General features: G+C 70.9%; 18 protein-coding genes. 6 read left to right on the top strand and 12 right to left on the bottom strand.

Annotation, left to right across the window (positions count from 1 at the left end; translation table 11 throughout):
• Positions 1-15 precede the first annotated feature (15 nt).
• Positions 16-1,569, top strand: a complete 1,554-nt coding sequence (locus tag E0F75_RS32725) for an MFS transporter (protein ID WP_229314586.1) — start codon at positions 16-18, stop codon at positions 1,567-1,569.
• Positions 1,570-1,624: 55 nt separating this feature from the next.
• On the opposite strand, the gene E0F75_RS32720 is transcribed toward E0F75_RS32725, so the two are convergent.
• The 3 genes from E0F75_RS32720 to E0F75_RS32710 are packed head-to-tail and all read right to left on the bottom strand — an operon-like array spanning position 1,625 to position 4,849.
• Positions 1,625-2,533: an ADP-ribosylglycohydrolase family protein gene (locus tag E0F75_RS32720; RefSeq protein WP_229314585.1), complete on the bottom strand. Its 909-nt coding sequence runs from the start codon at positions 2,531-2,533 to the stop codon at positions 1,625-1,627.
• Between the two features lie 12 nt (positions 2,534-2,545).
• A complete protein-coding gene (locus E0F75_RS32715) occupies positions 2,546-3,205 on the bottom strand; it encodes a histidine phosphatase family protein (RefSeq protein WP_229314584.1) in 660 nt (219 codons plus the stop codon).
• Positions 3,206-3,238: 33 nt separating this feature from the next.
• Positions 3,239-4,849, bottom strand: coding sequence for an ABC-F family ATP-binding cassette domain-containing protein (locus E0F75_RS32710; RefSeq protein ID WP_229314583.1), 1,611 nt, complete (start codon positions 4,847-4,849; stop codon positions 3,239-3,241).
• A gap of 92 nt (positions 4,850-4,941) precedes the next feature.
• On the opposite strand from E0F75_RS32710, the gene E0F75_RS32705 reads away from it, so the two are divergent.
• On the top strand, positions 4,942-5,571 hold the full coding sequence (locus E0F75_RS32705) for a TetR/AcrR family transcriptional regulator (RefSeq protein ID WP_229314582.1): 630 nt from the start codon (positions 4,942-4,944) through the stop codon (positions 5,569-5,571).
• A gap of 135 nt (positions 5,572-5,706) precedes the next feature.
• On the opposite strand, the gene E0F75_RS32700 is transcribed toward E0F75_RS32705, so the two are convergent.
• The gene (locus E0F75_RS32700) at positions 5,707-6,312 is read right to left on the bottom strand and encodes a YdbC family protein (protein WP_229314581.1); all 606 of its coding nucleotides are present in this window, start codon (positions 6,310-6,312) and stop codon (positions 5,707-5,709) included.
• A gap of 42 nt (positions 6,313-6,354) precedes the next feature.
• A complete protein-coding gene (locus E0F75_RS32695; RefSeq protein WP_267499838.1) occupies positions 6,355-7,185 on the bottom strand; it encodes an arylamine N-acetyltransferase in 831 nt (276 codons plus the stop codon).
• 142 nt (positions 7,186-7,327) lie between these two features.
• On the opposite strand from E0F75_RS32695, the gene E0F75_RS32690 reads away from it, so the two are divergent.
• Complete coding sequence (locus E0F75_RS32690; RefSeq protein WP_030325328.1) at positions 7,328-7,858, top strand: TerD family protein; 531 nt, start codon at positions 7,328-7,330, stop codon at positions 7,856-7,858.
• Positions 7,859-7,954: 96 nt separating this feature from the next.
• Here E0F75_RS32690 and E0F75_RS32685 read toward each other — a convergent pair whose 3' ends face one another.
• Positions 7,955-10,861 carry a vitamin B12-dependent ribonucleotide reductase gene (locus tag E0F75_RS32685; protein ID WP_229314579.1) on the bottom strand — a complete coding sequence of 969 codons (2,907 nt, stop codon included), beginning with the start codon at positions 10,859-10,861 and terminating at the stop codon, positions 7,955-7,957.
• 168 nt (positions 10,862-11,029) lie between these two features.
• Positions 11,030-11,539, bottom strand: a complete 510-nt coding sequence (nrdR, locus tag E0F75_RS32680) for a transcriptional regulator NrdR (protein ID WP_030325324.1) — start codon at positions 11,537-11,539, stop codon at positions 11,030-11,032.
• Between the two features lie 434 nt (positions 11,540-11,973).
• Between nrdR and lexA the strand changes: the two genes are divergently transcribed.
• On the top strand, positions 11,974-12,762 hold the full coding sequence (lexA, locus tag E0F75_RS32675) for a transcriptional repressor LexA (protein WP_209497163.1): 789 nt from the start codon (positions 11,974-11,976) through the stop codon (positions 12,760-12,762).
• 106 nt (positions 12,763-12,868) lie between these two features.
• On the opposite strand, the gene E0F75_RS32670 is transcribed toward lexA, so the two are convergent.
• The 5 genes from E0F75_RS32670 to E0F75_RS32650 all read right to left on the bottom strand — a co-directional run bounded on the left by E0F75_RS32670 (position 12,869) and on the right by E0F75_RS32650 (position 21,228).
• Positions 12,869-14,842, bottom strand: coding sequence for an ATP-dependent DNA helicase (locus E0F75_RS32670; protein WP_229314578.1), 1,974 nt, complete (start codon positions 14,840-14,842; stop codon positions 12,869-12,871).
• A gap of 50 nt (positions 14,843-14,892) precedes the next feature.
• Complete coding sequence (locus E0F75_RS32665) at positions 14,893-16,758, bottom strand: IucA/IucC family siderophore biosynthesis protein (RefSeq protein WP_229314577.1); 1,866 nt, start codon at positions 16,756-16,758, stop codon at positions 14,893-14,895.
• Positions 16,759-16,825: 67 nt separating this feature from the next.
• Positions 16,826-17,512 carry a GNAT family N-acetyltransferase gene (locus tag E0F75_RS32660; RefSeq protein ID WP_229314576.1) on the bottom strand — a complete coding sequence of 229 codons (687 nt, stop codon included), beginning with the start codon at positions 17,510-17,512 and terminating at the stop codon, positions 16,826-16,828.
• A gap of 55 nt (positions 17,513-17,567) precedes the next feature.
• Entirely contained in the window at positions 17,568-19,829 is a 2,262-nt protein-coding gene (locus E0F75_RS32655; RefSeq protein WP_229314575.1) for an IucA/IucC family protein, read from the bottom strand.
• Between the two features lie 40 nt (positions 19,830-19,869).
• A complete protein-coding gene (locus E0F75_RS32650) occupies positions 19,870-21,228 on the bottom strand; it encodes a diaminobutyrate--2-oxoglutarate transaminase family protein (protein WP_229314629.1) in 1,359 nt (452 codons plus the stop codon).
• Positions 21,229-21,799: 571 nt separating this feature from the next.
• On the opposite strand from E0F75_RS32650, the gene E0F75_RS32645 reads away from it, so the two are divergent.
• Together E0F75_RS32645 and E0F75_RS32640 are read left to right on the top strand one after the other, a co-directional pair.
• Positions 21,800-22,978 (top strand): serine protease, encoded by a 1,179-nt coding sequence (locus E0F75_RS32645; protein ID WP_229314574.1) that lies wholly within the window; start codon positions 21,800-21,802, stop codon positions 22,976-22,978.
• Between the two features lie 231 nt (positions 22,979-23,209).
• A complete protein-coding gene (locus tag E0F75_RS32640) occupies positions 23,210-24,391 on the top strand; it encodes a serine protease (RefSeq protein WP_229314573.1) in 1,182 nt (393 codons plus the stop codon).
• Positions 24,392-24,517: the final 126 nt, after the last annotated feature.

Below are 24,517 nucleotides of genomic sequence, written 5' to 3'. Positions count from 1 at the left end.
CGTGGGGGATCCATAGTGACAACTTCTCCGGTCGACACACAGACCAAGGACGGACCAGCTCGCGCCGGAGGACGGCCGGGTATCGCCTTGACGGTCATCGCCGCCTGCCAGCTGATGGTCGTCCTCGACGCCACCATCGTGAACATCGCCCTGCCGCACATCCAGGACGCGCTCTCCTTCTCGACCACCGATCTGTCGTGGGTGCTCAGCGCCTACACGCTCACCTTCGGTGGTCTGCTGCTCCTCGGCGGACGGGCCGGAGACATCCTGGGGCGCCGCCGGGTGTTCATGGCCGGCATCCTGCTCTTCACCTTCGCCTCGCTGCTCGGCGGCTTCGCCCAGGAACCCTGGCATCTGCTTGCCGCGCGGGCCCTGCAGGGGGTCGGCGGCGCCATCGCCTCGCCCACCTCGCTCGCGCTGATCACCACGACGTTCCCCGAAGGGCCGGAACGCAACCGGGCGTTCGGCGTGTTCGCCGCCGTGTCCGCCGGTGGCGGCGCCATCGGCCTGCTCGCCGGCGGCGTCCTCACGGAGTGGCTGGACTGGCGCTGGGTCCTCTTCGTCAACGTCCCGATCGGTCTGCTGATCGTCTTCCTGACCCCGCGCTACATCGCAGAGTCCGAGCGTCACCCCGGCCGGTTCGACATCGTGGGAGCCGCGACCTCGACACTCGGTATGGCGGCGCTGGTCTACGGGTTCATCCGCGCGTCCGAGAAGGGCTGGGAGGACGCGCTGACCATCGGTTCCTTCGTCTCGGCGGTCATCCTTCTCGTCGCCTTCGCAGTCGTGGAGTCGCGCGCGAAGGAACCGATCACCCCGCTGCGGATGTTCGCGGACCGTAACCGCTCGGGCACGTACATCATCATGCTCAGCCTGGCGGCTGCCATGTTCGGCATGTTCTTCTTCATCGTGCTCTGGGTCCAGAACGTCCTGGGCTACACCCCGATCCAGTCCGGACTCGCCTTCCTTCCCGTGACCTTCGCGATCGGCGCGGGCGCGGGACTCGCCCAGCGGCTGCTGCCGGTGCTCGGCCCCAAGCCGTTCATGGTGAGCGGTGCGGCGATCACCGGCGCGGGTCTGTTCTGGCTGACGTTCATCAGCTCGGACAGCAGCTACGCGAGCGGTGTCCTCGGCCCGATGATCCTGTTCGGCTTCGGCATGGGCCTCAACTTCGTGACGCTCACGCTCACGGCCGTCTCCGGAGTGGCCCAGCACGAGGCGGGAGCCGCGTCGGGCCTGCTCAACGCCACCCAGCAGGTCGGTGGTTCGCTGGGCCTGTCCATCCTGGTCACGATCTTCGGCACGGCGAGCCGTGAGGAGGGCGAGAAGCAGATGCCCGGTTTCCTCGCGAACTCGACGCCCCAGCAGCAGGCCGAGGCGATGAAGACGCAGGAGCTGCCCCCGCCCTGGGGCCACGAGGTGCTGACCTCGGGCATCTCGTCGGCGTTCACGGCCGCCGTCGCGATGGTGCTGATCGCGCTGGTGACGGCCGTCCTGGTGATCCGGGTCCGCAAGAGCGACCTGGAAGCGCTCAGCGGCCGGGCGGAGGCCGCCGGGCCAGTGGCCTGAGAAGGCGCCGATGGCCCCTGAATCCCTTCCGGGGCTCAGGGGCCATCATGCTGTTTCAGGCCGTCTCGACCGGAACCCACTCCGGCAGGTCCTCGGTCTGCCGCAGCCACTCCGCCGGCGGCACGCCGGTCGCCGCCGCGGCCACCACGCCTCCGGCGATGGCACAGGTCGTGTCGACATCGCCACCGACCTGGGCGGTCGTCCAGAACACCCGCTCGAAGTCACCGAGACCACGGGCCGCCGACCAGAGCGCGAACGGAACCGTGTCGTGTGCGCTCGTCCGCCGGCCGCTGCCGAGGACCGCGGCGACCGTGCCCGCGTCGCCGTAGTCGAGCATGTCGCGGGCCCTGCGCAGGCCCGCCCCGACCGCACTCCGCGGCACCAGGGCGATGACTCCGTCGAGCAGCGCCTCCGGAGTGGGCGGCCCGGCCGGGTCGGCGGCCAGGGCGGCCGCGGCGGCGACGGCCATGGCACCCACCACGGCCTCACGGTGCTGGTGCGTCGTGTAGGCGGAGATCTCGGCCTGGTGCGTCGCCTGCTCCGGGTCGTCCGCGTACCAGGCTCCGAGCGGCGCGATCCGCATCGCGGCGCCGTTGCCCCAGGAGCCCTGCCCCTGGAAGAGCGCGGCGGCAAGCTCCCGCCAGTCGCCCCCCTCCCGGATGAGCCGGAGCATGCGGTTGACCGCGGGGCCGTAGCCCCGGTCGAAGTCGTGGTGCTGAGCGAAGGACATGGCCAGGGCGTCCTGGTCGATCCGTTCGTGGCGGGCGAGGACGGCCAGGACGGAGCAGGCCATCTCGGTGTCGTCGGTCCACTGCCAGGGGCCGTCGGGCAGCTCGCGCCGCTTCAGCAGGGGATAGTTGGCGGGTACGAAGAACTGGGAGCCCAGGGCGTCTCCCACGGACAGCCCGCGCAGGCTGGCCAGGGCGCGGTCGAAGCGCCGGTCGAATGAGGAGTCAGCGGTCATCGGTCTGCCACTCTATCCGGTAGGGCCGTACGGTTCCGGGGTACGCCAGCGTTCGAACGGCCTGTCCAGTCGGTACCGGCCGTCCGCATCGAGCAGGAGCATGCGGGTCTCGGCGTTGCCGGGGTTCGACAGCGACTCGAAGTCCGCGACCGTCCAGTGGAACCAGCGCATGCAGAACAGCCGCATGGTCAGCCCGTGGGTGACGATCAGGACGTTGGGCGGATGGTCGGGCGCCTCGAAGCTGCGGTAGAGGCTCTCCAGGAACGCCCCGACCCTGTCGTACACGTCCGCCCCCGACTCGCCCTGGGCGAAGCGGTAGAAGAAGTGCCCGTACGCGTCCCGATAGGCCTTCTGCAGTCGTACGTCCTCCCGCTCCTGCCAGTTGCCCCAGTCCTGCTCCCGCAGCCGGGGCTCCTCCCGCACCCTGACCTGCTCCGGTGGCAGCCGGAAGGCACGGAGGGTCTCGTGGGTGCGGCGGTACGGCGAGACATAGACGCTCACCGCCTCGTCCCCGAAGAGGTCCCGCAGCCGCTCCCCCGTCTCCTCCGCCTGTCGCCACCCGGTCTCCGTGAGCCGCAGGGCGTGGTCGGGCTCCCGTTCGTACACCGTGTCATCGACATTGCCCTCGGACTCTCCGTGCCGTACGAGAACGATGCGCCGCGGTCGTGCCATACCCCGACCCTAGATCGCCGGTACTGGACGGGCTCAACCGAGGAGGCGTCCGGAGTCCATCCGGCGTATGTGCCCGGTGAAACGGCGGCGCAGCGCACGGTCGTGCGAGACCACCACAAGGGCCCCGGGCCACTGCTCCAGCGCGGCTTCCAGCTCCTCCACGAGCCCCAGGGCCAGGTGATTGCCCGGCTCGTCGAGCAGGAGGAGGTCGGCGGGCCTGGCCAGCAGCCGGGCGAGCGCGAGTCGGCGGAGCTGGCCCGCGGAGAGACCGCCGACCGGCACACTCAGGTCGGCCGGGCGGAACAGTCCGTACGACAGGAGCAGTTCGGCCCGCTCGTCCTCGGCGAGGGCGAGCCCGCGTCCGAAACAGGCCAGCAGCCGCTCCTCCGGGCGCCGGACCGTGACGTCCTGGGCCAGGTACCCGATCCGTCCGGCGCGCCGGACGTCCCCGGCGTCGGGGCCGACCGTCCCTGCCATGAGCCGCAGCAGCGTGGACTTCCCCGCACCGTTGCCGCCATGGACGAGCAGCCGCTCCCCCGCCCGGACGGTGAGCGTCTCCACGGAGAGACGGTCCGCGACCCGCACTCCGGTCAGGGTGACGAGCGCTCCCTCGGCTCCGCCCGCCAAGGGCCGGGCGGAGAAGGAGAGGGGCGGAGGCGGCTGGGGCACGGGCTCCTCGCGGAGTCGTCTCAGTCGCTCCCGGGCGTTGCGGACGCGCCCCGAGACCGAGGCCTGGACACGGCCCGCCGCCCGGTCGAAGGCCATTTTGTTGTTGTCCTTCATCTCCCTCCCGGGTGCGACCCCGTGCGCCGTGGTCGCGGCGTACGCCTCCAGCCGCGCCGTCTCCTCGCACCACTCCTCGTAGGCCTCCTCCCAACGCTGCCGCGCGGCCGCTCGTGCCGCGCGGTAGCCGGCGTATCCGTCTCCGTACCGCACGAGCGCACGCCGGTCGGCGTCCACCTCGACGATCGCGGTGGCGACGCGCTCCAGGAAGGTCCGGTCGTGGGAGACAGCCACGACGGTCCCGCGGTGCGCGAGAAGGGCGCCCTCCAGCCAGTCGAGCGCCTGCGCGTCGAGGTGGTTGGTGGGTTCGTCGAGCAGGAGCACTTCCGGTCCGGCCGCGACCGCGCAGGCGATACCGAGCCGGGCCAGCTCTCCGCCGGAGAGGCTGCCGAGTATCCGCTCCCGACCGGTGCCGGCGAGGCCGAGTCCGTAAAGAGCCTTGTCGACCCGGGCGTCCGCCTCGTATCCGCCCCGCAGTTCGTAGGTGGTGAGGAGCTCGCCGTACGCGTCGAGCTCCGCCTCGTCCGCCGTGTCGAGTCGGGTTTCGAGTGCGCGCAGCCGCCGCTCCATGGCGCGGAGCTCGGCGAGCGCGGCGTCGATCGCGTCACCGACAGTGGCGCCGGGAGGCAGCTCGGGCGTCTGGGCGAGCATCCGCAGACCGCCGTCGGCGACGGTGACGACACTGCCCTCGTCGGGCTGCTCCGCCCCTGCGAGGAGACGCAGCAGAGTCGACTTCCCCGCGCCGTTCTCCCCCACGATCCCGATCCGCTCCCCGGGGCGCACGGAGAGCGAGACCTGATCGAGGAGCAGTCGTTCGCCACGGGACACGACGACGTCGTGCAGTGAGATCTGAGTGGGCAAGGGCGCCTCCAGAAGTAGGCCGTCAAACGCAACATCGGTCGCGTTAAGGCGAGTGTGGCAGACTCGATCCACTAACGCAACGGGAGTAGCAATTGAATGACTCGATCGAGGAGCACCCGACCCCGGCGCCAGGCAGGACGCGCCCCGGCGGCCGCACCGCACGCACCCGGGCGGCCGTCCGCGACGCCGTCCTGACCGGCCTGTCCGAGCACGGCTACCCCGCCCTGACCGTGGAATACGTCGCGGAGCACTCGGGCGTCCACAAGACGACGCTCTACCGCCGCTGGGGCAGCGTCGAGGGCCTCCTCGCCGACGCGCTCGACCTGGCGAACGAGGACTCCTGGACGCCACCGGACACCGGGACCCTCTCCGGAGATCTGCGAGCACTCGCGCACCAGGTCGTCGACGCCTTCGGTGATCCCGCCACAGGCGCGGCCCCCACCGCGTTCATCGGCGCCGCGTTCCAGTCCCCGCGGGCAGCGGAGGCCCTGCACACCTTCTACACCGAGCGTTTCCGGCGCTGCGAGGTCGTCGTCACCCGGGCCGTCGCCCGCGGCGAGGCACCGCGCGGCACCGACGCGGGCGCGGTCGTCCAGGCGGTCTCCGCACCCCTGTTCCTGCGGCTCTTCATCACCCGCGAACCGATCGACGGCACGCTCGCGGACCAGGCTGCGCGCGCGGTTCTGGCGGGGGTCGAAGCGGGCGCGTACGTCCCGGCGTAGCCATTGCTCAGCCTCGACTCACCAGCCCTCACAGGACCTCTCAGGCCATGCGCACAGCCGACCCGGGTCCACTCAGACCACTCGAACAGCCGACCCGGGTCCACTCACACCGCTCGAACAGCCGACCCAGCCCGGTCAGACCGTCCAGGCCGGCTCGAGCTGCACCACGTCCCCGGCCAGTGCCGCCACATCGGCCGCGGTCCTGGCCCGGAGTCCGAGCCGCTCGATCCGCTCCACCCGGTACTTCCCGTGCTCCGCAGCGGACTGCCACAGCGACAGCACCAGGAACTCGCTGCCGGGCGCCTCGCCGAACAGGCCCCGCAGCATGCCGGGGGACCCGGCCATCGCCGGGTTCCACACCTTCTCCTGCATCAGCGCGAAGTGCTCGGCACGGTCCTCATGGACACGGCAGTGCGCCACCCTCGCCACGTCGGCGTCGGAGAACTTCGGCTCGAACCCCGTCTTCACGTCGAAGCGGTGGTCGAACAGCTTGACCTGGATGTCTTTGTACGTGCCCATCTGCGCGGCCGCCAGGCGATCGTGCGAACGCGCCATGAACGAGTCGTAGAAGGCCCGGCTCTCCCAGAAGCCGAAGACATGGGCGACGTCCGGCCGAGCCCGGCTCCACCCGCCGCCCTGTCCCCGGAATCCCGGCTCACCGAGCAGCCCCGCCCATTTCCGCTGTCCCCGCTCGAACCCTCGACGGTCCATCACGGTGCAGCGAATCCACTTGACCAGCACCGCGCCATCGTACGGGCCCGGAGACCGCCCCGGCAGACCCCGTCAGGGTCCCGCCGGGTGCATGCGCTCGAGTCCCGCGCGCTCCTCGTCGTCCAGTTCGATCCCGAAACGGCTCTCCAGTGTCGCGATCAACTCGTGCACGGGTACGGCACGTTCCTCGACGACACCGTCCGTCCGTACCGTCGACAGCGTGTCGCGCACCAGCGCCCTGCGTTCGTCCGCCCCCGGCCACTGGGCCACGACCTGGCCGAGGAAGCGCGACTGCGGGTGGCTGGAGCTGTAGTGGTTCATGACGGTGAAGTCAGCCGGGTAGAGGGTCTGCGGGGAGAAGGCGTACAGATCGGTCCACCCCTGCGGGCGCAGGGACCGCAGCACATGGATGCCCTCGTCCTCCACGACCATCCCGAACGTCCAGCCGCTCTGCTCGACGCGCGCCCCGTCCCGCAGGGGCACCGGCTCCAGCGGCCCCTGCCAGCCGAACCCCACGTCGGCGAGCCATTGTTCGCCCTCGATCACGACGACGAGAAGCGCGTGCGTGACGGGCGGCAGCGCCGCGCCCCGCGAACGGTTCCGCGCCCCACGCCCGGTCACCGTGAAGCCGATCCGTTCGAGCACCGCGGCGAACAGGGAGTTCTGCTCGTAGCAGTAGCCTCCACGGCGTCGCTCGACGAGCTTGGCCTGAAGGCTCTTCAGATCCAGCGGAACAGGTCGCCCCAGGGCGACGTCGAGGTTCTCGAAGGGAACCGCTCGGACGTGCGCCCGATGAAGGGCCGTCAGTGTCCGCAGATCGGGGGTGAGTTCCCCGTCCCGTTCGGCCTCGTATCCGATTCGAGCCAGATATGCATCGAGATCCAGCTCCTCACCACTCCACAAACCGTTCTCCCCCTCAACCCCCGGGTCCACTGTCGTAGCCCCATGACACCATGAGTAATCGGCCCACGACCAAGGGCTTTTGAGCGGGTGGACGGTTCGACGCGAGGCGTGCGCGGGGGCGTACGCGGAGAGGGGAAGCACCATGAGCGGACTCAACAAAGGGGTGGGCCGGGTCGAGGTGACGCTCAGGTGGGACCCTGCCCCGATCGGCGCACCGGCCCACGACCTGGACATCGTCGCCGGTGTCTTCGACGCGGACGATCCCCACGGAGCCCCGGTCCAGCTCGTGCACTTCGGCAGTCGGTCCCCCGACGGCACGATCACGCTCCACCGGGACAGCCGTACGGGCCAGGGATTCGGCTACGACGAGGCCATGACCCTGGAGCTCGACCGCCTGGCACCGCGGTACGCGCGCGTGGTGGTGGGCGTCGCCATACAGCAGGGCGGCGGGCGGCGGTCCTTCGGCGACGTGGCGAACACCGGCGTACGGGTCCGCGAGGGCTACACGGACCTGCTGGTCCACGACTTCGCGGACGTGCCGGACGCCCTCGCGGCGACGGTCGTGGAGTTCACCCGGGACGGCGCCGACGGCTGGACGTACCGCCCGATCAGCCACGGCTTCGACGCCGACCCCCAGGTGTTCGGCACCGTGCTGGGTTCCATACGCGCCTGAGGGTTCCGTACGCGCCGGAAGCCCGACGCTCGCTCCCGGACACGGCAAAGGGGACCGGCACGAGGCCGGTCCCCTTCATGAAGCACCTACTCGATGTCAGCTGCAGCCGCTGGTCGAGCCGCAGCCCTCGCAGATGTAGCAGGAGCCGGCGCGCTGCATCTTCGTCCCGCAGGAGAAGCAGAGCGGGGCGTCGGCGCTGATGCCGAGCTGCATCTCGACGAGCTCCGCCGAGGTGTGCGCCTGCTTCGGGGCCGGGACCTCGATCTTCGGGGCCGGGACCGGAGCCGGGGCCGCGACGGCCTTCAGCTCCTGGGCGCGGGGCGCGGACTGGGCCAGCGCCTCGACGTCGACCTCGTCCTCCTCGGACTGCTCGTACGAGCCGGTGTCCAGGTGGCGCTGACGCTCCTCGGCCGAGTGGATGCCGAGCGCGGAGCGGGTCTCGAAGGGCAGGAAGTCCAGCGCCAGGCGGCGGAAGATGTAGTCGACGATCGACTGCGCCATCCGCACGTCCGGGTCGTCCGTCATGCCGGCCGGCTCGAAGCGCATGTTGGTGAACTTCGAGACGTACGTCTCCAGCGGGACGCCGTACTGCAGACCGACGGAGACGGCGATGGAGAAGGCGTCCATCATGCCGGCGAGCGTCGAACCCTGCTTGGACATCTTGAGGAAGACCTCGCCGAGACCGTCGTCCGGGTAGGAGTTGGCGGTCATGTAACCCTCGGCGCCACCGACGGTGAAGGAGGTGGTGATCCCCGGGCGGCCCTTGGGCAGACGCTTGCGGACCGGGCGGTACTCGACGACCTTCTCGACGGCCTCACGGATCGTCGCCTCGGTCTTCGCGGTGACCTCGACCTTCTCCTCCTCCTTCTTCTTGGCGGAGAGGGGCTGGCCGACCTTGCAGTTGTCGCGGTAGATGGCGAGCGCCTTGACGCCCATCTTCCAGGCCTCGAAGTAGACCTCTTCGACGTCCTCGACCGTGGCCGTCTCCGGCAGGTTCACGGTCTTGGAGAGGGCGCCCGAGATCCACGGCTGGATGGCCGCCATCATGCGGACGTGGCCCATCGCGGAGATGGAGCGCTCGCCCATGGCGCAGTCGAAGACCTCGTAGTGCTCGGTCTTCAGACCGGGGGCGTCGATCACATTGCCGTTCTCGGCGATGTGGGCGACGATCGCCTCGATCTGCTCCTCCTGGTAGCCCAGGCGGCGCAGGGCCTGCGGGACGGTGCCGTTGACGATCTGCATCGAGCCGCCGCCGACGAGCTTCTTGAACTTGACCAGGGCGAGGTCGGGCTCGAGGCCGGTGGTGTCGCAGGACATCGCGAGACCGATGGTGCCGGTCGGGGCGATGACCGAGGCCTGGGCGTTGCGGAAGCCGTTCTTGGCTCCGAGGCGGATCACGTCCTGCCAGGCCTCCGTGGCAGCGGCCCAGATCGGCGAGTCCAGGTCGTCCACGCGGACGGCCTTGGTGTTCTCGTCGGCGTGCTGCTGCATGACGCGCTGGTGCGGCTCGGCGTTGCGGGCGTAGCCGTCGTACGCGCCGACGACCGCGGCGAGCTCGGCGGAGCGCTTGTACGAGGTGCCGGTCATCAGGGAGGTGATGGCACCGGCGAGGGCGCGGCCGCCGTCGGAGTCGTACGCGTGGCCGGTCGCCATCAGCAGGGCACCGAGGTTGGCGTAGCCGATGCCGAGCTGGCGGTAGGCGCGGGTGTTCTCGCCGATCTTCTCGGTGGGGAAGTCGGCGAAGCAGATGGAGATGTCCATCGCGGTGATGACGAGCTCGACGACCTTGGCGAAGCGCTCGATCTCGAAGGACTGCTTGCCCTTGCCGTCGTCCTTGAGGAACTTCATCAGGTTCAGCGAAGCGAGGTTGCAGGACGTGTTGTCCAGGTGCATGTACTCGCTGCACGGGTTCGAGCCGTTGATACGACCGGACTCGGGGCAGGTGTGCCAGTGGTTGATCGTGTCGTCGTACTGGATGCCCGGGTCGGCACAGGCCCACGCGGCCTCGGCCATCTTGCGGAAGAGCGACTTGGCGTCGACCTCCTCGATGACCTCGCCGGTCATCCGGGAGGTGAGGCCGAACTTCCCGCCGGACTCGACGGCCTTCATGAACGTGTCGTTCACGCGGACGGAGTTGTTGGCGTTCTGGTACTGGACGGACGTGATGTCGTCGCCGCCCAGGTCCATGTCGAAGCCCGCGTCACGGAGGGCGCGGATCTTCTCCTCCTCCTTGACCTTGGTCTCGATGAAGTCCTCGATGTCGGGGTGGTCGACGTCGAGGATGACCATCTTGGCCGCGCGGCGGGTCGCGCCGCCCGACTTGATCGTTCCGGCGGACGCGTCGGCGCCACGCATGAACGAGACCGGGCCGGAGGCGTTGCCGCCGGAGGAGAGCAGCTCCTTGGAGGAGCGGATGCGGGAGAGGTTCAGGCCGGCGCCGGAGCCGCCCTTGAAGATCATGCCCTCTTCCTTGTACCAGTCGAGGATGGACTCCATGGAGTCGTCGACGGACAGGATGAAGCAGGCGGAGACCTGCTGGGGCTGGGGCGTGCCGACGTTGAACCAGACCGGCGAGTTGAAGCTGAAGATCTGGTGCAGGAGGGCGTAGGCCAGCTCGTGCTCGAAGATCTCGGCGTCGGCGGGCGAGGAGAAGTAGCCGTACTCCTCGCCGGCCTTCGTGTACGTCTTCACGATCCGGTCGATGAGCTGCTTGAGACCGGTCTCGCGCTGCGGGGTGCCGACGGCCCCGCGGAAGTACTTGCTGGTGACGATGTTGACCGCGTTCACCGACCAGAAGTCGGGGAACTCGACGCCACGCTGCTCGAAGTTGATCGAGCCGTCGCGCCAGTTGGTCATGACGACGTCACGGCGCTCCCACGCCACCTCGTCGTACGGATGCACGCCGGGGGTGGTGTGGATGCGCTCGATACGCAGGCCCTTGCTCGTCGCCTTCGCTCCCTTGGAACGAGAACCACGTGCCGGACCGCTCGCCGTCTCTGTCATGCCGCCTCCCATATACGGGCAAAACACACTTCGGCGCCCAGATAGTCCCAGGGCACCGTCTTCTGTACGTCGTTCTGTACTGCTGCCACGAACGCCACGGGGGTCGCTCGGGGCACGTCTGCCAGGCCGCTCGGCGGCCGGCGCCGGGCACGGGACCCGGACCGCCGGTCAGTCGGCGGCGGTGGCGGGAACGGGGACCTCAGGGGTCGCACCGGTCCCGCGGTTCTCAGCGGGAGGCCGCACGCGGAGTTCCGCGATGGCGGCCTCGAAGTCTTCGAGGCTGTCGAAAGCCTTGTACACGGACGCGAAGCGCAGGTACGCGACGAGGTCGAGCTCCTGCAACGGGCCGAGAATGGCCAGACCCACGTCGTGGGTGGTCAGCTCGGCGCTGCCGGTGGCGCGCACCGCCTCCTCGACCCGCTGGCCGAGCTTGGCGAGGGCGTCCTCGGTGACCGGTCGCCCCTGGCACGCCTTGCGTACGCCGGAGATGACCTTGGTACGACTGAAGGGCTCGGTGACACCGGACCGCTTCACCACCATGAGCGAGCACGTCTCCACCGTCGTGAAACGACGGGAGCAGTCGGGGCACTGGCGACGACGCCGGATCGACGTCCCGTCGTCGGTGGTGCGACTGTCGACGACACGGCTGTCGGGGTGCCTGCAGAAGGGGCAGTGCATTGGTTCCGACCCTCCCTCACGGCACGACTGGTGAACCTCGCCCGACCGTCAAGGCCCTGCGAAGCGACCACCAGCATAGGCGATGTGGGCACCCCCGGCAGACCGGGGACCACTACCCCTGGGTGGCCGATGCCATCCAACCACTAGATCTTGGGTTGGCGGCGATTCCGGGCGTACCGCGTGTCGCGACGCGTCCGCTCCCGCGATTCGACCCCTCCGGGTGCGACACTGAGAGGGTGCACCGCGCGCGACCCAGCGGCGAAGGCTACCGTGACGTCCGAATTGGGGCGGAGGCGCGAGAGTGCTCATACACCTGCATGCGTACACGCGTAAGGCAATCTGCGAATTTTCACTCGAACGTGTGTTTGGCGCAACCTTTCGAAAGCCACTACCGTTGTGCCAGCCAGGGAGACCATTCGAGAGGGGCCGACGACGTGACCACCACCGCAGACAGTGCCACCATCACCGCCCAGGACCGCTCCCAGGGCCGACTCGAGCCGGTGCACGCCATGAATGACACAAGCATGAACGGTGAGGAGCCCGGGCGACCTGCCCGCGCCCTTCCCGGGCGACCTCCAGGCATCCGAGCCGACAGCTCCGGTCTCACCGACCGGCAGCGCAGGGTCATCGAAGTCATCCGCGACTCGGTCCAGCGGCGCGGCTACCCGCCGTCGATGCGCGAGATCGGGCAGGCCGTCGGCCTGTCCAGCACATCCTCGGTGGCGCACCAGCTCATGGCGCTGGAGCGCAAGGGCTTCCTCCGCCGGGACCCGCACCGCCCCCGGGCGTACGAGGTGCGCGGCTCCGACCAGCCGAGCACCCAGCCGACGGACACCACGGGCAAGCCCGCCGCGTCGTACGTGCCCCTGGTAGGCCGGATCGCGGCCGGCGGCCCGATCCTCGCCGAGGAGTCCGTCGAGGACGTCTTCCCTCTCCCCCGGCAGCTTGTCGGTGACGGTGAGCTGTTCGTCCTCAAGGTCGTCGGCGACTCGATGATCGAGGCCGCCATCTGTGACGGCGACTGGGTCACCGTTCGCCGTCAGCCCGTCGCGGAGAACGGCGACATCGTCGCGGCCATGCTGGACGGCGAGGCCACGGTCAAGCGCTTCAAGCGCGAAGACGGTCACGTCTGGCTGCTCCCGCACAACGCGGCGTACCAGCCGATCCCCGGCGACGAGGCGACCATCCTCGGAAAGGTCGTGGCGGTGCTGCGGCGGGTCTGACTCACCTCGCCGGCTCTGACCGGGCCCCGGGACCCACTGCGCCGGTCCCGGGGCCCTGCCGTGTCCTGCCGAGCCCCGGTGCGCCGGAGCTCGGCAGGGTGGAGCCTCAGGCCTCCGCCGCCTTCGACACGGCATCGATGGCCGCCAGCGACTTCCGTACCTGGTTACGGTCGGTCGTGTACCAGAAGTCGGGCAGCGAGGCCTTCAGATAGCTGCCGTACCGGGCCGTCGCCAGTCTGGGGTCGAGAACCGCCACGACGCCGCGATCGCCCGTGGCCCGTACGAGCCGACCGGCACCCTGCGCCATGAGCAGGGCCGCGTGGGTCGCCGCGACCGCCATGAAGCCATTGCCCCCGGCCTCCTCGACGGCCTTCTGCCGGGCGCTCATCAGCGGATCGTCCGGACGCGGGAACGGGATCTTGTCCATGACGACCAGCTGGCAGCTGGCCCCCGGGACGTCCACGCCCTGCCAGAGCGACAGCGTGCCGAAGAGACAGGTCTTCGGGTCGGCCGCGAAGTTCTTGATCAGCTCGCCAAGCGTGTCCTCACCCTGGAGCAGGATCGGCAGCTCCGGAACCCGGATCCGCAGCTCCTCCGCCGCCTGCTGCGCCGCACGCATCGAGGAGAACAGACCGAGGGTCCGCCCGCCGGCCGCCTGCATCAGCTCGGTCAGCTCGTCGAGCATGTCGCCCCGGTCCCCGTCCCGCGCGGGGCGGGAGAGGTGCTTGGCGACGTAGAGAATGCCCTGCTTGGGGTAGTCGAACGGGGAGCCGACGTCGATCCCCTTCCAGACGGGCAGGTCGTCACCCGTGGTGCCCTCCGGAGCGAGACCCAGCGAGGCACCGACGCCGTTGAAGTCGCCGCCCAGCTTGAGCGTCGCCGAGGCAAGGACCACGGACCGCTCCGTGAACAGCTTCTCCCGCAGCAGACCCGAGACGGTGAGCGGCGCGACCCGCACCGAGGCTCCGAAACGGTCGTGCCGCTCGTACCAGACGACGTCGTACTCCGAACCCTGCGTGATCCGCTCCGCCACACCGTGGACGGTCTCCACCGAGGCCATGGCCTGCTTGCGCACCGCGTCCTCGTCCTGCACCGACCGATCCCGGGTGGAGCCCAGGGCCGTGATCACCGCGCGGGCGGCGTCACGCAGCGCCATCAGCGCGTACGCGAGGTCCTCCGGGATCTCCTCCAGCCGCCCCGGCAGGGCCAGCTCCATGACCCGCTCGAAGCCCTCGGCGGCGGTCTGCAGCTGGTCGGCGACCTTCTCGTCGACCAGCTTCGCGGACCGGCGCACGGCACGGTTGACCTGGCCGGGGGTGAGCTCGCCGGTGGCGACCCCGGTGACCCGCGAGACCAGCTCGTGGGCCTCGTCGACGATCAGCACCTCATGCTGCGGGAGCACCGGTGCACCCTCGATGGCGTCGATCGCGAGGAGGGCGTGGTTGGTGACGACGACGTCGGCGAGCTTGGCCCGCTCACGGGCGGACTCGGCGAAGCACTCGGGACCGTACGCGCACTTGCTCGCGCCGAGGCACTCCCGGGAGGAGACCGAGACCTGGGCCCATGCCTTGTCCGAGACACCGGGCGTCAGGTCGTCCCGGTCGCCGGTCTCCGTCTCGTCCGACCAGTCCCGGAGCCGCATCAGGTCCTGGCCCAGCTTGCTGCTGGGCGCGGCCGCCTCGAAGGGGTCGAAGAGGCCGTCCTCCTCGTCCTGCGGGACCCCTTCGTGGAGCCGGTGCAGACAGAGGTAGTTCGACCGGCCCTTGAGCATGGCGAACTGGGGGCGGCGGCGCAGCTGCGGATGCAGCGCATCGACCGTGCGCGGGAGGTCACGCTCGACGAGCTGGCGCTGGAGCGCCAGGGTGGCCGTGGCCACCACCACCCGCTCGCCCTGGGCCAGCGCCGGCACCAGGTAGCCGAGCGACTTGCCCGTGCCGGTGCCGGCCTGGACGAGGAGGTGGGAATTGTCGTCGATGGCCTCGGCCACGGCCTCGGCCATGGTGACCTGGCCGGGCCGCTCCGTGCCGCCGACGGCGGTGACGGCGGCGTGGAGGAGGTCGGGGAGGGATGGCTTCGTCATAGCCCTTCCAGCCTACGGGGCGCCACTGACAGCCAAGGCACGCGCGCGTGTCACGCGAGCGGGTTGGGCACGGTCCCGTGGACGGCCGCGTGGGGCCGCTCGGGGCGGTCCCGGTAGCCGTCCAGGTGCAGACGGTTGCGGTTGAGGCAGAGCCGCTCGATCCGGGGGGTGAGGAGGTCGAAGAGCTCGAACCGTTCCTTCAGCTCGGGGAAGCGCGCCTGGTGACGAAGGATCTCCGTGCGGACGAGAGACCAGAAGTCCTCCTCCGGCACACCGAGTTGTTCGTCGCAGAGCGGTGCCAGATAGCGGAAGACACCGACGAAGAGCCCCGAATGGATGAACTGGACGAGGAAGTCGGGCTCCTCGGTCAGGAGGACGGCGCGCACGTCGTCCGGCAGGGTGTCGTGCTCGGGAAGCGGCCGGGCACTGATGTTCACGTCGTCGACGAAGTCCTTGATCGCCAGGCGTACGGGGACGTCCTCTCCGTCGAAGACGACGATGGCGTTCTCGCCGTGCGGGGAGAAGACCGTGCCGTAGCGGTAGAGGAAGTGCAGCAGCGGAGGCAGCAGCGCGGCGAAGAGATGCTGGAGCCAGACGGCCGGAGCGAGTCCGGAGCGCTCGACGAGTTCGGCGACGAAGGCCCGCCCATGGGGGTCCGTATGGAGCAGGGAGGCAAGGGTGCGGGCTCGCTCCCCCGGGGGCAGCCGCAGCGGTTCGCGCCAGATCGCGCCGAGGAGTTCCTTGTACTGGTACGGGACTTCGGGCAGCCGGTCGTACAGGGGGTGCTCGACGGTGACGGAGGCGACCTCGCCGAGGAGGATCACCCCGCACTCGTCCCGCAGGAACGGGTCGGCGTCGCGGAGGCCGTGGACCCAGGCGGTGACGGCCGGGGCGGCGAGGGTGCGTTCGGTGGGCAGGCCGCGCCAGACAAGGGTGTTGAGCACGGACAGCGGGAGTTTGACGGTGTGCCGGTCGGGGCGGCTGGTGTTGAGGAAGGTACGGACCGACTGCTGCGGCAGCCGGAGGTCGCCGTCCGCGGAGAGCGGGACGACGGTCCCGGCGGCGATGGCCGGGGCGTAGAGCGGAAGCAGGATCTCGTCCCACTGCCAGGGGTGGACGGGCAGCAGGAGGTAGCCGTCGGGCTCGTAGCCGCGGGCGGTCAGTTCGGCGCGGAACGCGGTGTGGACCTCGGGGTCGAGCTCCTGGGCGTAGAGACGGTCGGGGGTGCCGAGCCCGGACACACCGCGGTAGGCGGCGAGGCGGTTGCTGACGGCGATCCACGGCAGCCGGGTGGCGCGGCGGGCCTCGGGTGCCCAATGGGCGGCGTCGGTGGCGGAGAAACCGATGCGGCCCTTGTTGAGGACGAGCCAGGGGTGGCCGGTCTGGTGCCCTTCGAGCTCGGCGTACGAGAGGTCGGCGAGCCGGGCGGCGGAGAGGGCGGTGTGGTCGAGGCGGGCGTCGGCGGCGAGGGTGGCGGAGAGTTCGCGGATGAGATGGCCGAGGGTGGCGCCGTCGAGCTGGAGGAGGCGGCGGGCGCGGACCAGGAAGTCGAGGGCGTCGGTCATGGGCCGGCCGTCGTGGGTGATCGAGTCGGCGGCGACGTACCAGCTGCCGTAGGCACCTCGGCGGGCACGGAAGGTGAGGGTGGTGCCGTCGTCGAGCCGCAGGGTGTGGAGGTCCGGTCGGTCCGCCACCGGTGCGGGTTGGACGATCTCCTCGTAGGCGAACTCGGCGAGGGCCTTGGCGAGGAGCCGGGAGGAGGCCCTGGTCCAGGCGGCGGCGTTCAGCTCGGGCGGCGCGAGCAGTTCAGGGGGCGCGGGCAGTGCGGATGCCGGCGTCGGTTCGGCCCTGGAGGAAGGGGCGGGAGCTGTGGCGGAGTGGGTGGGCTGTGCGGAGTCGTGGGGTGCAGGGGACATCGACACGAGGACTCCTCGGAGTGGGAACCGCTGTGGGGCGAGCGGTGTATAGAAGACAGAGGGTTGTTCACAGAACGTGACGGAGGGCGCGGTCACGCATCATGAGCGCCGCTCGCTTGTCAGGGAGGTCGGCTTCCGCCGCAAAGCGGAAGCCGCCGCTGAGGAAGGCAGAGACGGAGGGGGTGTTACGGATGTCGGGTTCGGCGACGACGCGGGTACAGCGGGGACGGTGGTCGAGGACGAGATCGGCGACGGCGCGCAACAGTGTGCTGCCGACGCCGCGGCCCCGGTCGGTGACGCCTCCGATCAGCAGATGGATACCGGTGTCGTGGGGGCGCGCCGGGTAGTGGCGGGCGAGGGGGTCGAGGTCGGCGCGGTAGATCTCGAAGTAGCTCATGGGCGTGGCGTCGAGCACTCCGAGGCACGGGACGCTGCGGCCGTCGCCCTCGAGTTGGGTACGGATGTGCTCGGCGGTCACGGTCTCGGGTCCCGCGAGCTCCCAGAAGGCCGCGACGGCGGGGTCGTTCATCCATCGGGCGACGAGCGGCAGGTCTCGGTCGAGCCGCACGGGGACGAGCTGGAAGACGCCGGCGGACGTGTGGGCCGGTTTCCAGGTGGCGACGGAGTCCAACAGGTCGCCGTCGAGGAGTTCGGCGTCGATGTGACCGCCTTCGAGGAGGGTGACGAGTTCGTCGAGCCTCAGGTCGAGGGTGTCGTCACCGGGCGGGTCTGCCGGTGGGCGGGTGGGTGACACGGTGTCGCTCTCCTCTCGGCGGTGCGGTGGGGGCGTGGATTCTCCGAAGGCGGGCTCAGGCGCGGAGGGGGTTGGTGACGGTGACATAGACGGACTGGGTGTCGACGGGGCCGACGAGTTCGTCCATGCCGTGCAGGCGGGTGAGGAGGTTGGCCTTGCTGCGGAGGGTCGCGGCTTCCAGGAGGCGGTGCGGCAGGGGTGAGCCGAGGCTGGTGGCGGAGGTGAGGAAGCTGCGGAAGGCCGCGAGCAGGACGCGCTCGTCGGCGAGGTGCTGGGCGCCGAAGGCGCCGATCAGGCCGAGGACGTTGTTGATGCCCAGGTAGTAGGCGAAGCGCTCGTCGGTGACCTGGTCGGAGACGAAGGTGTCGCTTGCGGCGCCGATGCCGGGCAGGCGGTTCTCCAGCTCGCTCCGGTGGGACTCGCGGAAGTAGTAGCCCTGATTGTCGCGGTAGCGCCCGCCGACCGGCCAGCCGTCGGGGTCGAGGAGCACCAGGGTGTTCTGCTGGTGGGCCTCCAGGGCGATGCCGGCGTGTCCGTCGAGCCAGAGGACCGGGCGAACGACCTGGTCGAGGTAGCGGAGGAACCACTCGGCGGCGACGGCCGTGGTGGGACGGCCGGTACGGGCGGCGAGGCGGCCGATGACGTCGGCGAGGCGGGAGCGCATGGTGTCGGTTCCCGGCCAGGGCCGGGGGGCGGTGAGGGAGGCGATGCAGACGGCGTCGTCGCCGGGCCCGAACGGGTTGTGGCGAATCATGAGGTCGAGGCCGGGGACGGGGGCGCCGTCCGGGGTGTCGACGGCGAGCCACGCGGGGTCGCGGACGATGTCGAAGCCCGGGTGGGCGGCCTGCCATTCGTCGACGAGGCCGGTACGGAGCAGCCGGTGGACCTCGACGCCGCGGTGGAGCTCCTTGCGAAGGTTCTCGCGGCGCGAGTTGGTGATGCGCAGGCCGAGGGAGAGCTTGAGCATGGCCCGGGCGCCGGGGCGGTGCACGGTACGGACGGAGGAGGTGGGGTGCCACGGGTTGCCGTGGAGACCGAGGTCGTGGAGGAGGCCGGCGTCGATGAGGGCGCGGATGTCGGTGCGGTGCAGCAGCTCTCGGGCCTGCCAGGGGTGGACGGGCAGGGGCGCGGTTCCGGCGGGGAGCGCGAGCCCTTCGGCGAGGCCGATGGCGAGTTGCTCGGCGCTGACGGGGCGGCCCTGTTCGGTCCAGCCGGAGTCGGAGGCCAGGAGGGAGGAGTCGACGGCGAGCCAGTGGAGGGGGAAGGAGCCGTGCAGTTCGGGTGAGTAGAGCCGGGCCTCGGCGTCGGAGAGGCCTTCGCGGCTCTTGGGCGTGGGGTGGAGGGGGTGGCCGAGCAGCAGGGACTGCTCGGCGGCGAGGAAGAGGTCGGCGTCCGGGTGCGGCTGGGGCGAGCGGCGGCGCTCGGTGAGGAAGTCGGCGGTGCGGCGGGCCGAGTCGGCGACCCTGCCGACGAGTTCGGTGCCCTCGGGGCGGCCGGTCTCCCGGCTGAGCAAGGCGGCCACGGTCACGGCGTCGACGGTGGGGGCCGTGACCGGGAGGCCTTCGAGGGCGGGGGCGCCGAAGCGGTGCCAGCCGGTGGGCGACCAGTAGCGGACGGGGACGAGGAGGGCGGTGCCGCTGGCGTCGAGGGGGATGCGCAGGGTGGTGGAGCCGGGGGTCGGCAGGTTCTTCTCGCGGACCCAGCAGCGGAGGAGGTTCTCGACGGCGGCCGCGTCGGCGGCGCGCTGCGGATCCGGGTCGTCCAGGGGGTCGGCGCCGGCGGCCGTGCGGTGCGGGTCCGGGTCCGGGTCGCACTGCGGGGCGGTGGCGTTGGCCGGGCGGTGCGGGTGGGGGTGCTGGTGCGGCTCGCTCAGCGTGTCGGTTCCCGCGGCCGTGCGGTGCGGTCGGGGGTCGTACGGGCCGATGTGCTGGCGCGGGACCGTGGCATCGGCGGGGCGGGCGGCGGCGGCAGGCTCCACGACAGCGGGCTCCGTGGTGCCGGGGGCCGTGGTGCCGAGGGCCGTGGTGCCGGGGCCCGGGGAGCCGAGGGCCGGGGAGCCGAGGGCCGTAGAGCCGGGGCCCGTGGTGCCGGGGGCCGTAGAGCCGGGGGCCGTGGAGTCGGGTTCGGTGGTGGTGAGGGGGGCGGAGGCGAGGAGGTGGGAGGGGGGATCCATGGGGGTGAGTCCCTCGGTGGCGAGGGACTCGGCTGTCAGTAGGGAGGCATCCAGTGCCGTGGAGGCGAGGGCCTGGGAGGTGAGTTGCTCGACGGCGAGGGGGGCCTCGGTCTCGGGCGCCGGGGAGGGGGGCGTGGCGTTCACGGGGGCTTCCTTGGGGGGGCGGGGCCGGGGGCGGCCCGGGTCAGTGGGACGGCCCGGGGGCGGTCCGGGGGGCCGTGGTCCTGCGGGCGGCGGGCCGCTGGGGGATGTGGGCCCGTTCGGCCGCGGCGAGAGCGTCGGCGAAGCGGTCCAGGACAGCGGCGGCCTGCTCGTCGGTGATCGTGAGCGGGGGCAGGAGCCGGACCACGGCGGAGTGCCGGCCGCCGAGTTCGACGATGAGTCCGCGGGTCAGGCACTCCTGCTGGACGGCGAGGGCCAGGGCGGGGGCGGCGGGCGGTACGGGGTCGTCCGGTCCCGCCGCGTCGGGGTCGACGAGTTCGACGCCGATCATGAGGCCCCGGCCGCGGACGTCGCCGACGCAGGGGTGGGCTGCGGCGAGGCCCCGGAGTTGGCCGAGGATGCGGGCGCCGAGGATGCCGGCCCGCTCGGCGAGTCCGTTCTCGCGGACGTACGCGAGGGTGGCCGTGCCGGCGGCCATGGCGAGCTGGTTGCCGCGGAAGGTGCCCGCGTGGGCGCCGGGTTCCCAGGCGTCGAGCTCGGACCTGTAGACGATGACGGCGAGGGGAAGGGAGCCGCCGATGGCCTTGGAGAGGACCATCACGTCGGGCACGACGCCGCTGTGCTCGACGGCCCAGAAGGCGCCGGTGCGGCCGACGCCGGTCTGCACCTCGTCGACGACGAGCGGGATGGAGCGGTCGGCGGTGATGCGGCGCATCCGGCGCATCCAGTCGTCGGGCGCGGGGATGACCCCACCCTCGCCCTGGACGGCTTCGAGGATCATTCCGGCGGGGGTGGTGACGCCGCTCTTGGGGTCGTCGAGGAGGCTCTCGGTCCAGCGGGCGGCGAGCTGGGCGCCGCGGGCGCCGCCGACGCCGTACGGGCAGCGGTACGAGTGCGGGTACGGCAGCCGGGTGACGCGGACGTCGGTCGCTCCGCCCGAGGCGTCGAGGGCTCCGGACGTCATGCCGTGGTAGGCGCCGGTGAAGGCGAGGAGGCCGCTGCGGCCGGTGGCGGTGCGGACCAGCTTGAGGGCCGCCTCCACGGCGTCCGTTCCGGCCGGTCCGCAGAACTGGATGCGGGCGTTGTCGGCGAGTTCACCCGGCAGGGTGGCGAACAGTTCGGAGGTGAAGGCGTCCTTGACGGGGGTGGCGAGGTCGAGGACATGGAGCGGGGCCCCGGAGTCGAGGACCTTCTTGACGGCTTCCAGGACCACGGGGTGGTTGTGGCCGAGGGCGAGTGTCCCGGCGCCCGACAGGCAGTCCAGGTAGCGACGGCCGTCGGCGCCCTCGATGGTCAGCCCTCGCGCCCGCACGGGGACGATGGGAAGGGAGCGGGCATAGGTGCGGGCGGCGGACTCCCGCAGGGACTGGCGGCGCAGGATGCCTTCGTACCCGCCACCACCACCCTGGTCCGGGGATCCCTGGGCGGAAGCCGATCGGTCCGGGACCCCCTGAGCCGGAGCCGCCCGGTCCGAAGGCCCTCGGTCCGAAGGTCCTCGGTTCGGGGTGTCCCGGATCGTCGGGTTGGGCGTCCCTGTGGCGGCCTCGTCGGGCGGTCCGGTGACGGGCCCGTCGGGCGTCCGGGTCTGCGTCCGCGCGGCCGGTGGGGCGGCCGGAGCTGATTCGGTCACGGCCACGGCTCGGTGTCCTCCCGCTGTAACAGTTGCGTTGCACATCGGGACGTCGTGGAGCCGCCGCAAGGGCCGCCCTGAGCGCCACCGTTGTGTCCCCCGTACGTACCAACGACGCGAACTGCCCAGGATCACGGGCCGGAGGCAAGAACTTGGCGTGTCCCGGATCACGGCACGGCAACGACGGAACGATGGCCGGAACCGCCGACCGGCCGCGTACCGTCCCCTCCGGCACCGGCATAGTGGGGGCCGTCGGCCGCCGCCCGCACGGGCGCGGCCGCTGTCCATGCACAAGTTGACGTAGTCCCAGGGGGATCACGAGATGCGATCGATTCGTCCGCTGCTGACGGCGGCTTCCGCCGTCGCGGCGCTGACGCTCACCGTTACGGCCTGCGGACCGAGCGAGGAGAACGCGGGAGACAAGCCCAGCGCTTCCGCGACCGCCCAGAACCCGGTCGACAAGATCAAGATTCCGGAGGACCTGAAGGATCGCCTGAAGGAGCACGGGATCGACGTCGACAAGTGGCGGGACGGCGAGTGGAGGAACTGGGACCGCGACAAGTGGCTGCGTGAGGCCAAGGACTTCGTCAACCCGATCATCGAGGACCTCTGGGACCCGGACCGGATGCGGGACGCCGAGCGCCCCGACAAGCCGGTCGAGGAGGAGGACATCTCGGGTGACGAGGGCGTGACCGACCCGACGCCGGTCCTGGTGCGGGCGAGGGCCGTGACGGCGAAGTACCACAGCAACGCCGCGGAGTCCGGGAAGGTCTTCTTCGACGGCCCCGAGGGCTCGATGGTCTGCTCGGCCACGGTCGTGCAGGACCCGGCGCACCCCGGCAAGTCCAACATGGTGTGGACGGCCGGCCACTGCGTCCACAAGGGCAAGAAGGGCGGCTGGTACCGCAACATCGCCTTCGTGCCCTCGTACAACGACTCCGCACTGTCGACCGCCGACCTCGAGAAGGCGTCGCGCGAGCAGATCGCTCCGTACGGCGTGTGGTGGGCGGACTGGGTCAAGACCTCCGACCAGTGGATCGCCGAGGGCGCGTCCACGGGCGGTGCGGGCGCTCCCTACGACTTCGCGGTCATCAAGGTGACCCCGGAGAAGGGCGGCACGACCAAGTCCCTGGAGGAGACCGTCGGTTCGGCGCTTCCCGTGGACTTCAACGCGCCGGCGGTGCCGAAGATCGCGGCCATGAAGGCGACCGGTTACCCGGCGGCGCCGCCGTTCGACGGCCAGCGGATGTTCCAGTGCGAGGACAAGCCGGGCCGGCTGTCCCTGAAGGCGGAGCAGCCGACGATGTACCGCATCGGCTGCTCGATGACGGGTGGTTCGTCCGGTGGCGGCTGGGTCGCCCAGGGCAGTGACGGCAAGCCGGCGCTGGTGTCGAACACCTCGATCGGCCCGTCGACGGCCGGCTGGCTCGCGGGTCCGCGCTTCGGTCCCGAGGCCAAGGCCATGTTCGACGAGGTCAGCAAGAAGTACGCAGGGCAGTAGGCGCGCGGGGCGGGAGGCGGGGCCCTCGGGGCCTCGCCTCCCGCCATGCCCGCCCCCAAGGGGCTTCACCCGGACACGGAGAGCCCCTGGTCCGCCCTTCGCTCAACCGTTTGCCCAACCGGCATACTGTGCACCGCAAGTGACGCGTCCATGGCAACGTCAAGGCGAGGAACGCGCCGGAAACGCGGCCGCTCACCGGGCGCGGGAATCATCTCAGGGGGAATTCACCACATGCGCTCCGTACGACTCCTACCCGCCGCCCTCGGCCTGGTCACCGCGCTCGCGCTGACCGCCACGGCCTGCGGCCCCACCGAGACCCCGGCGGCCGACAAGCCGGCCGCCGGAGCGAGCAGTTCCGCGTCGGGCACCGACGACGCGGCCACCGGAGACGGTGGCGCCGACCTCACCAAGGACCTCGCCGACAAGCTGAAGAAGCACGGCGTCGACCTGGACAAGTGGAAGGACGGCGACTGGAAGAACTGGGACACGAACACCTGGCTGCGTGAGGCCGAGGACTTCGTCAACCCGGTCATCGACGGGCTCTGGGACCCGGCGCGGATGCAGTCCGCCAAGAGCCCCGACCCCACGATCACCGCGCAGGCCGGAGGCGGCGGCACCGACCCGACGCCCCGCCCCGTCAGGGCGCAGCGCGAGAAGACCCCGTACCACCGCAACGCGGCCCCGGTCGGGAAGATCTTCTTCGACTCGCCGCAGGGCCACATGGTCTGCTCCGGCACCATCGTGAAGGACCCGCGCCGGCCCGGTAGGTCCAACCTGGTCTGGACGGCCGGCCACTGCGTCCACGCGGGCAAGAAGGGCGGCTGGTACCGCAACATCACCTTCGTCCCGGCCTTCAACGACCTGGGCAAGTCCCCCTCCGCGCTCAACAACGCGCAGGCGCACGAGATCTACCCGTACGGCCAGTACTGGGCCGACTGGGCCGTGACCTCGGGTGAGTGGATCAAGTCCGGTGGCACCAACCAGGCCTGGCCGTACGACTACGCCGTCCTGCACGTGCAGCCGCAGCGGGGCGGCAAGTCCCTGGAGGAGACCGTCGGCGCCGCGCTGCCGGTCGACTTCTCCGCTCCCGCGCCCGCGCAGTCCGGCACGATCGGCGCCTGGGGATACCCGCAGGCCGCCCCGTACAACGGCGTGATCATGCACAAGTGCCTGGACCGGGCGACGCGCATGACCACGGCGCCCGCCACCCCGGTGATGTACCGGATCGGCTGCACGATGACCGCGGGTTCGTCCGGCGGCGGCTGGTTCCGCGTGCTGCCGAACGGGAAGACGGCGCTCGTGTCGAACACCTCGATCGGCCCGGCCGGCAGCAACGGCTGGCTCGCCGGACCGCAGTTGGGCCGGGGCGCGAAGGCGGCCCACGAGATGGTCAGCAAGAAGTACGCACGCTGACCCGTCCCGTCACGACACCCACCGTCACGACAGAAGGCGCCGGTCCCCTCCCTCTCGGGAGGAGGCCGGCGCCTTCATCGTGCGTCAGGTCGGCGCCTTCGTCGTACGTCAGGTCAACGCCTTCGT

Origin of the sequence: Streptomyces sp. CB02980 (assembly GCF_014451325.2) — a bacterium.
GTDB lineage: Bacteria > Actinomycetota > Actinomycetes > Streptomycetales > Streptomycetaceae > Streptomyces.
The sequence above is the reverse complement of the archived record's forward strand: the minus strand, read 5'-3'. Positions and strand labels throughout refer to the sequence as shown.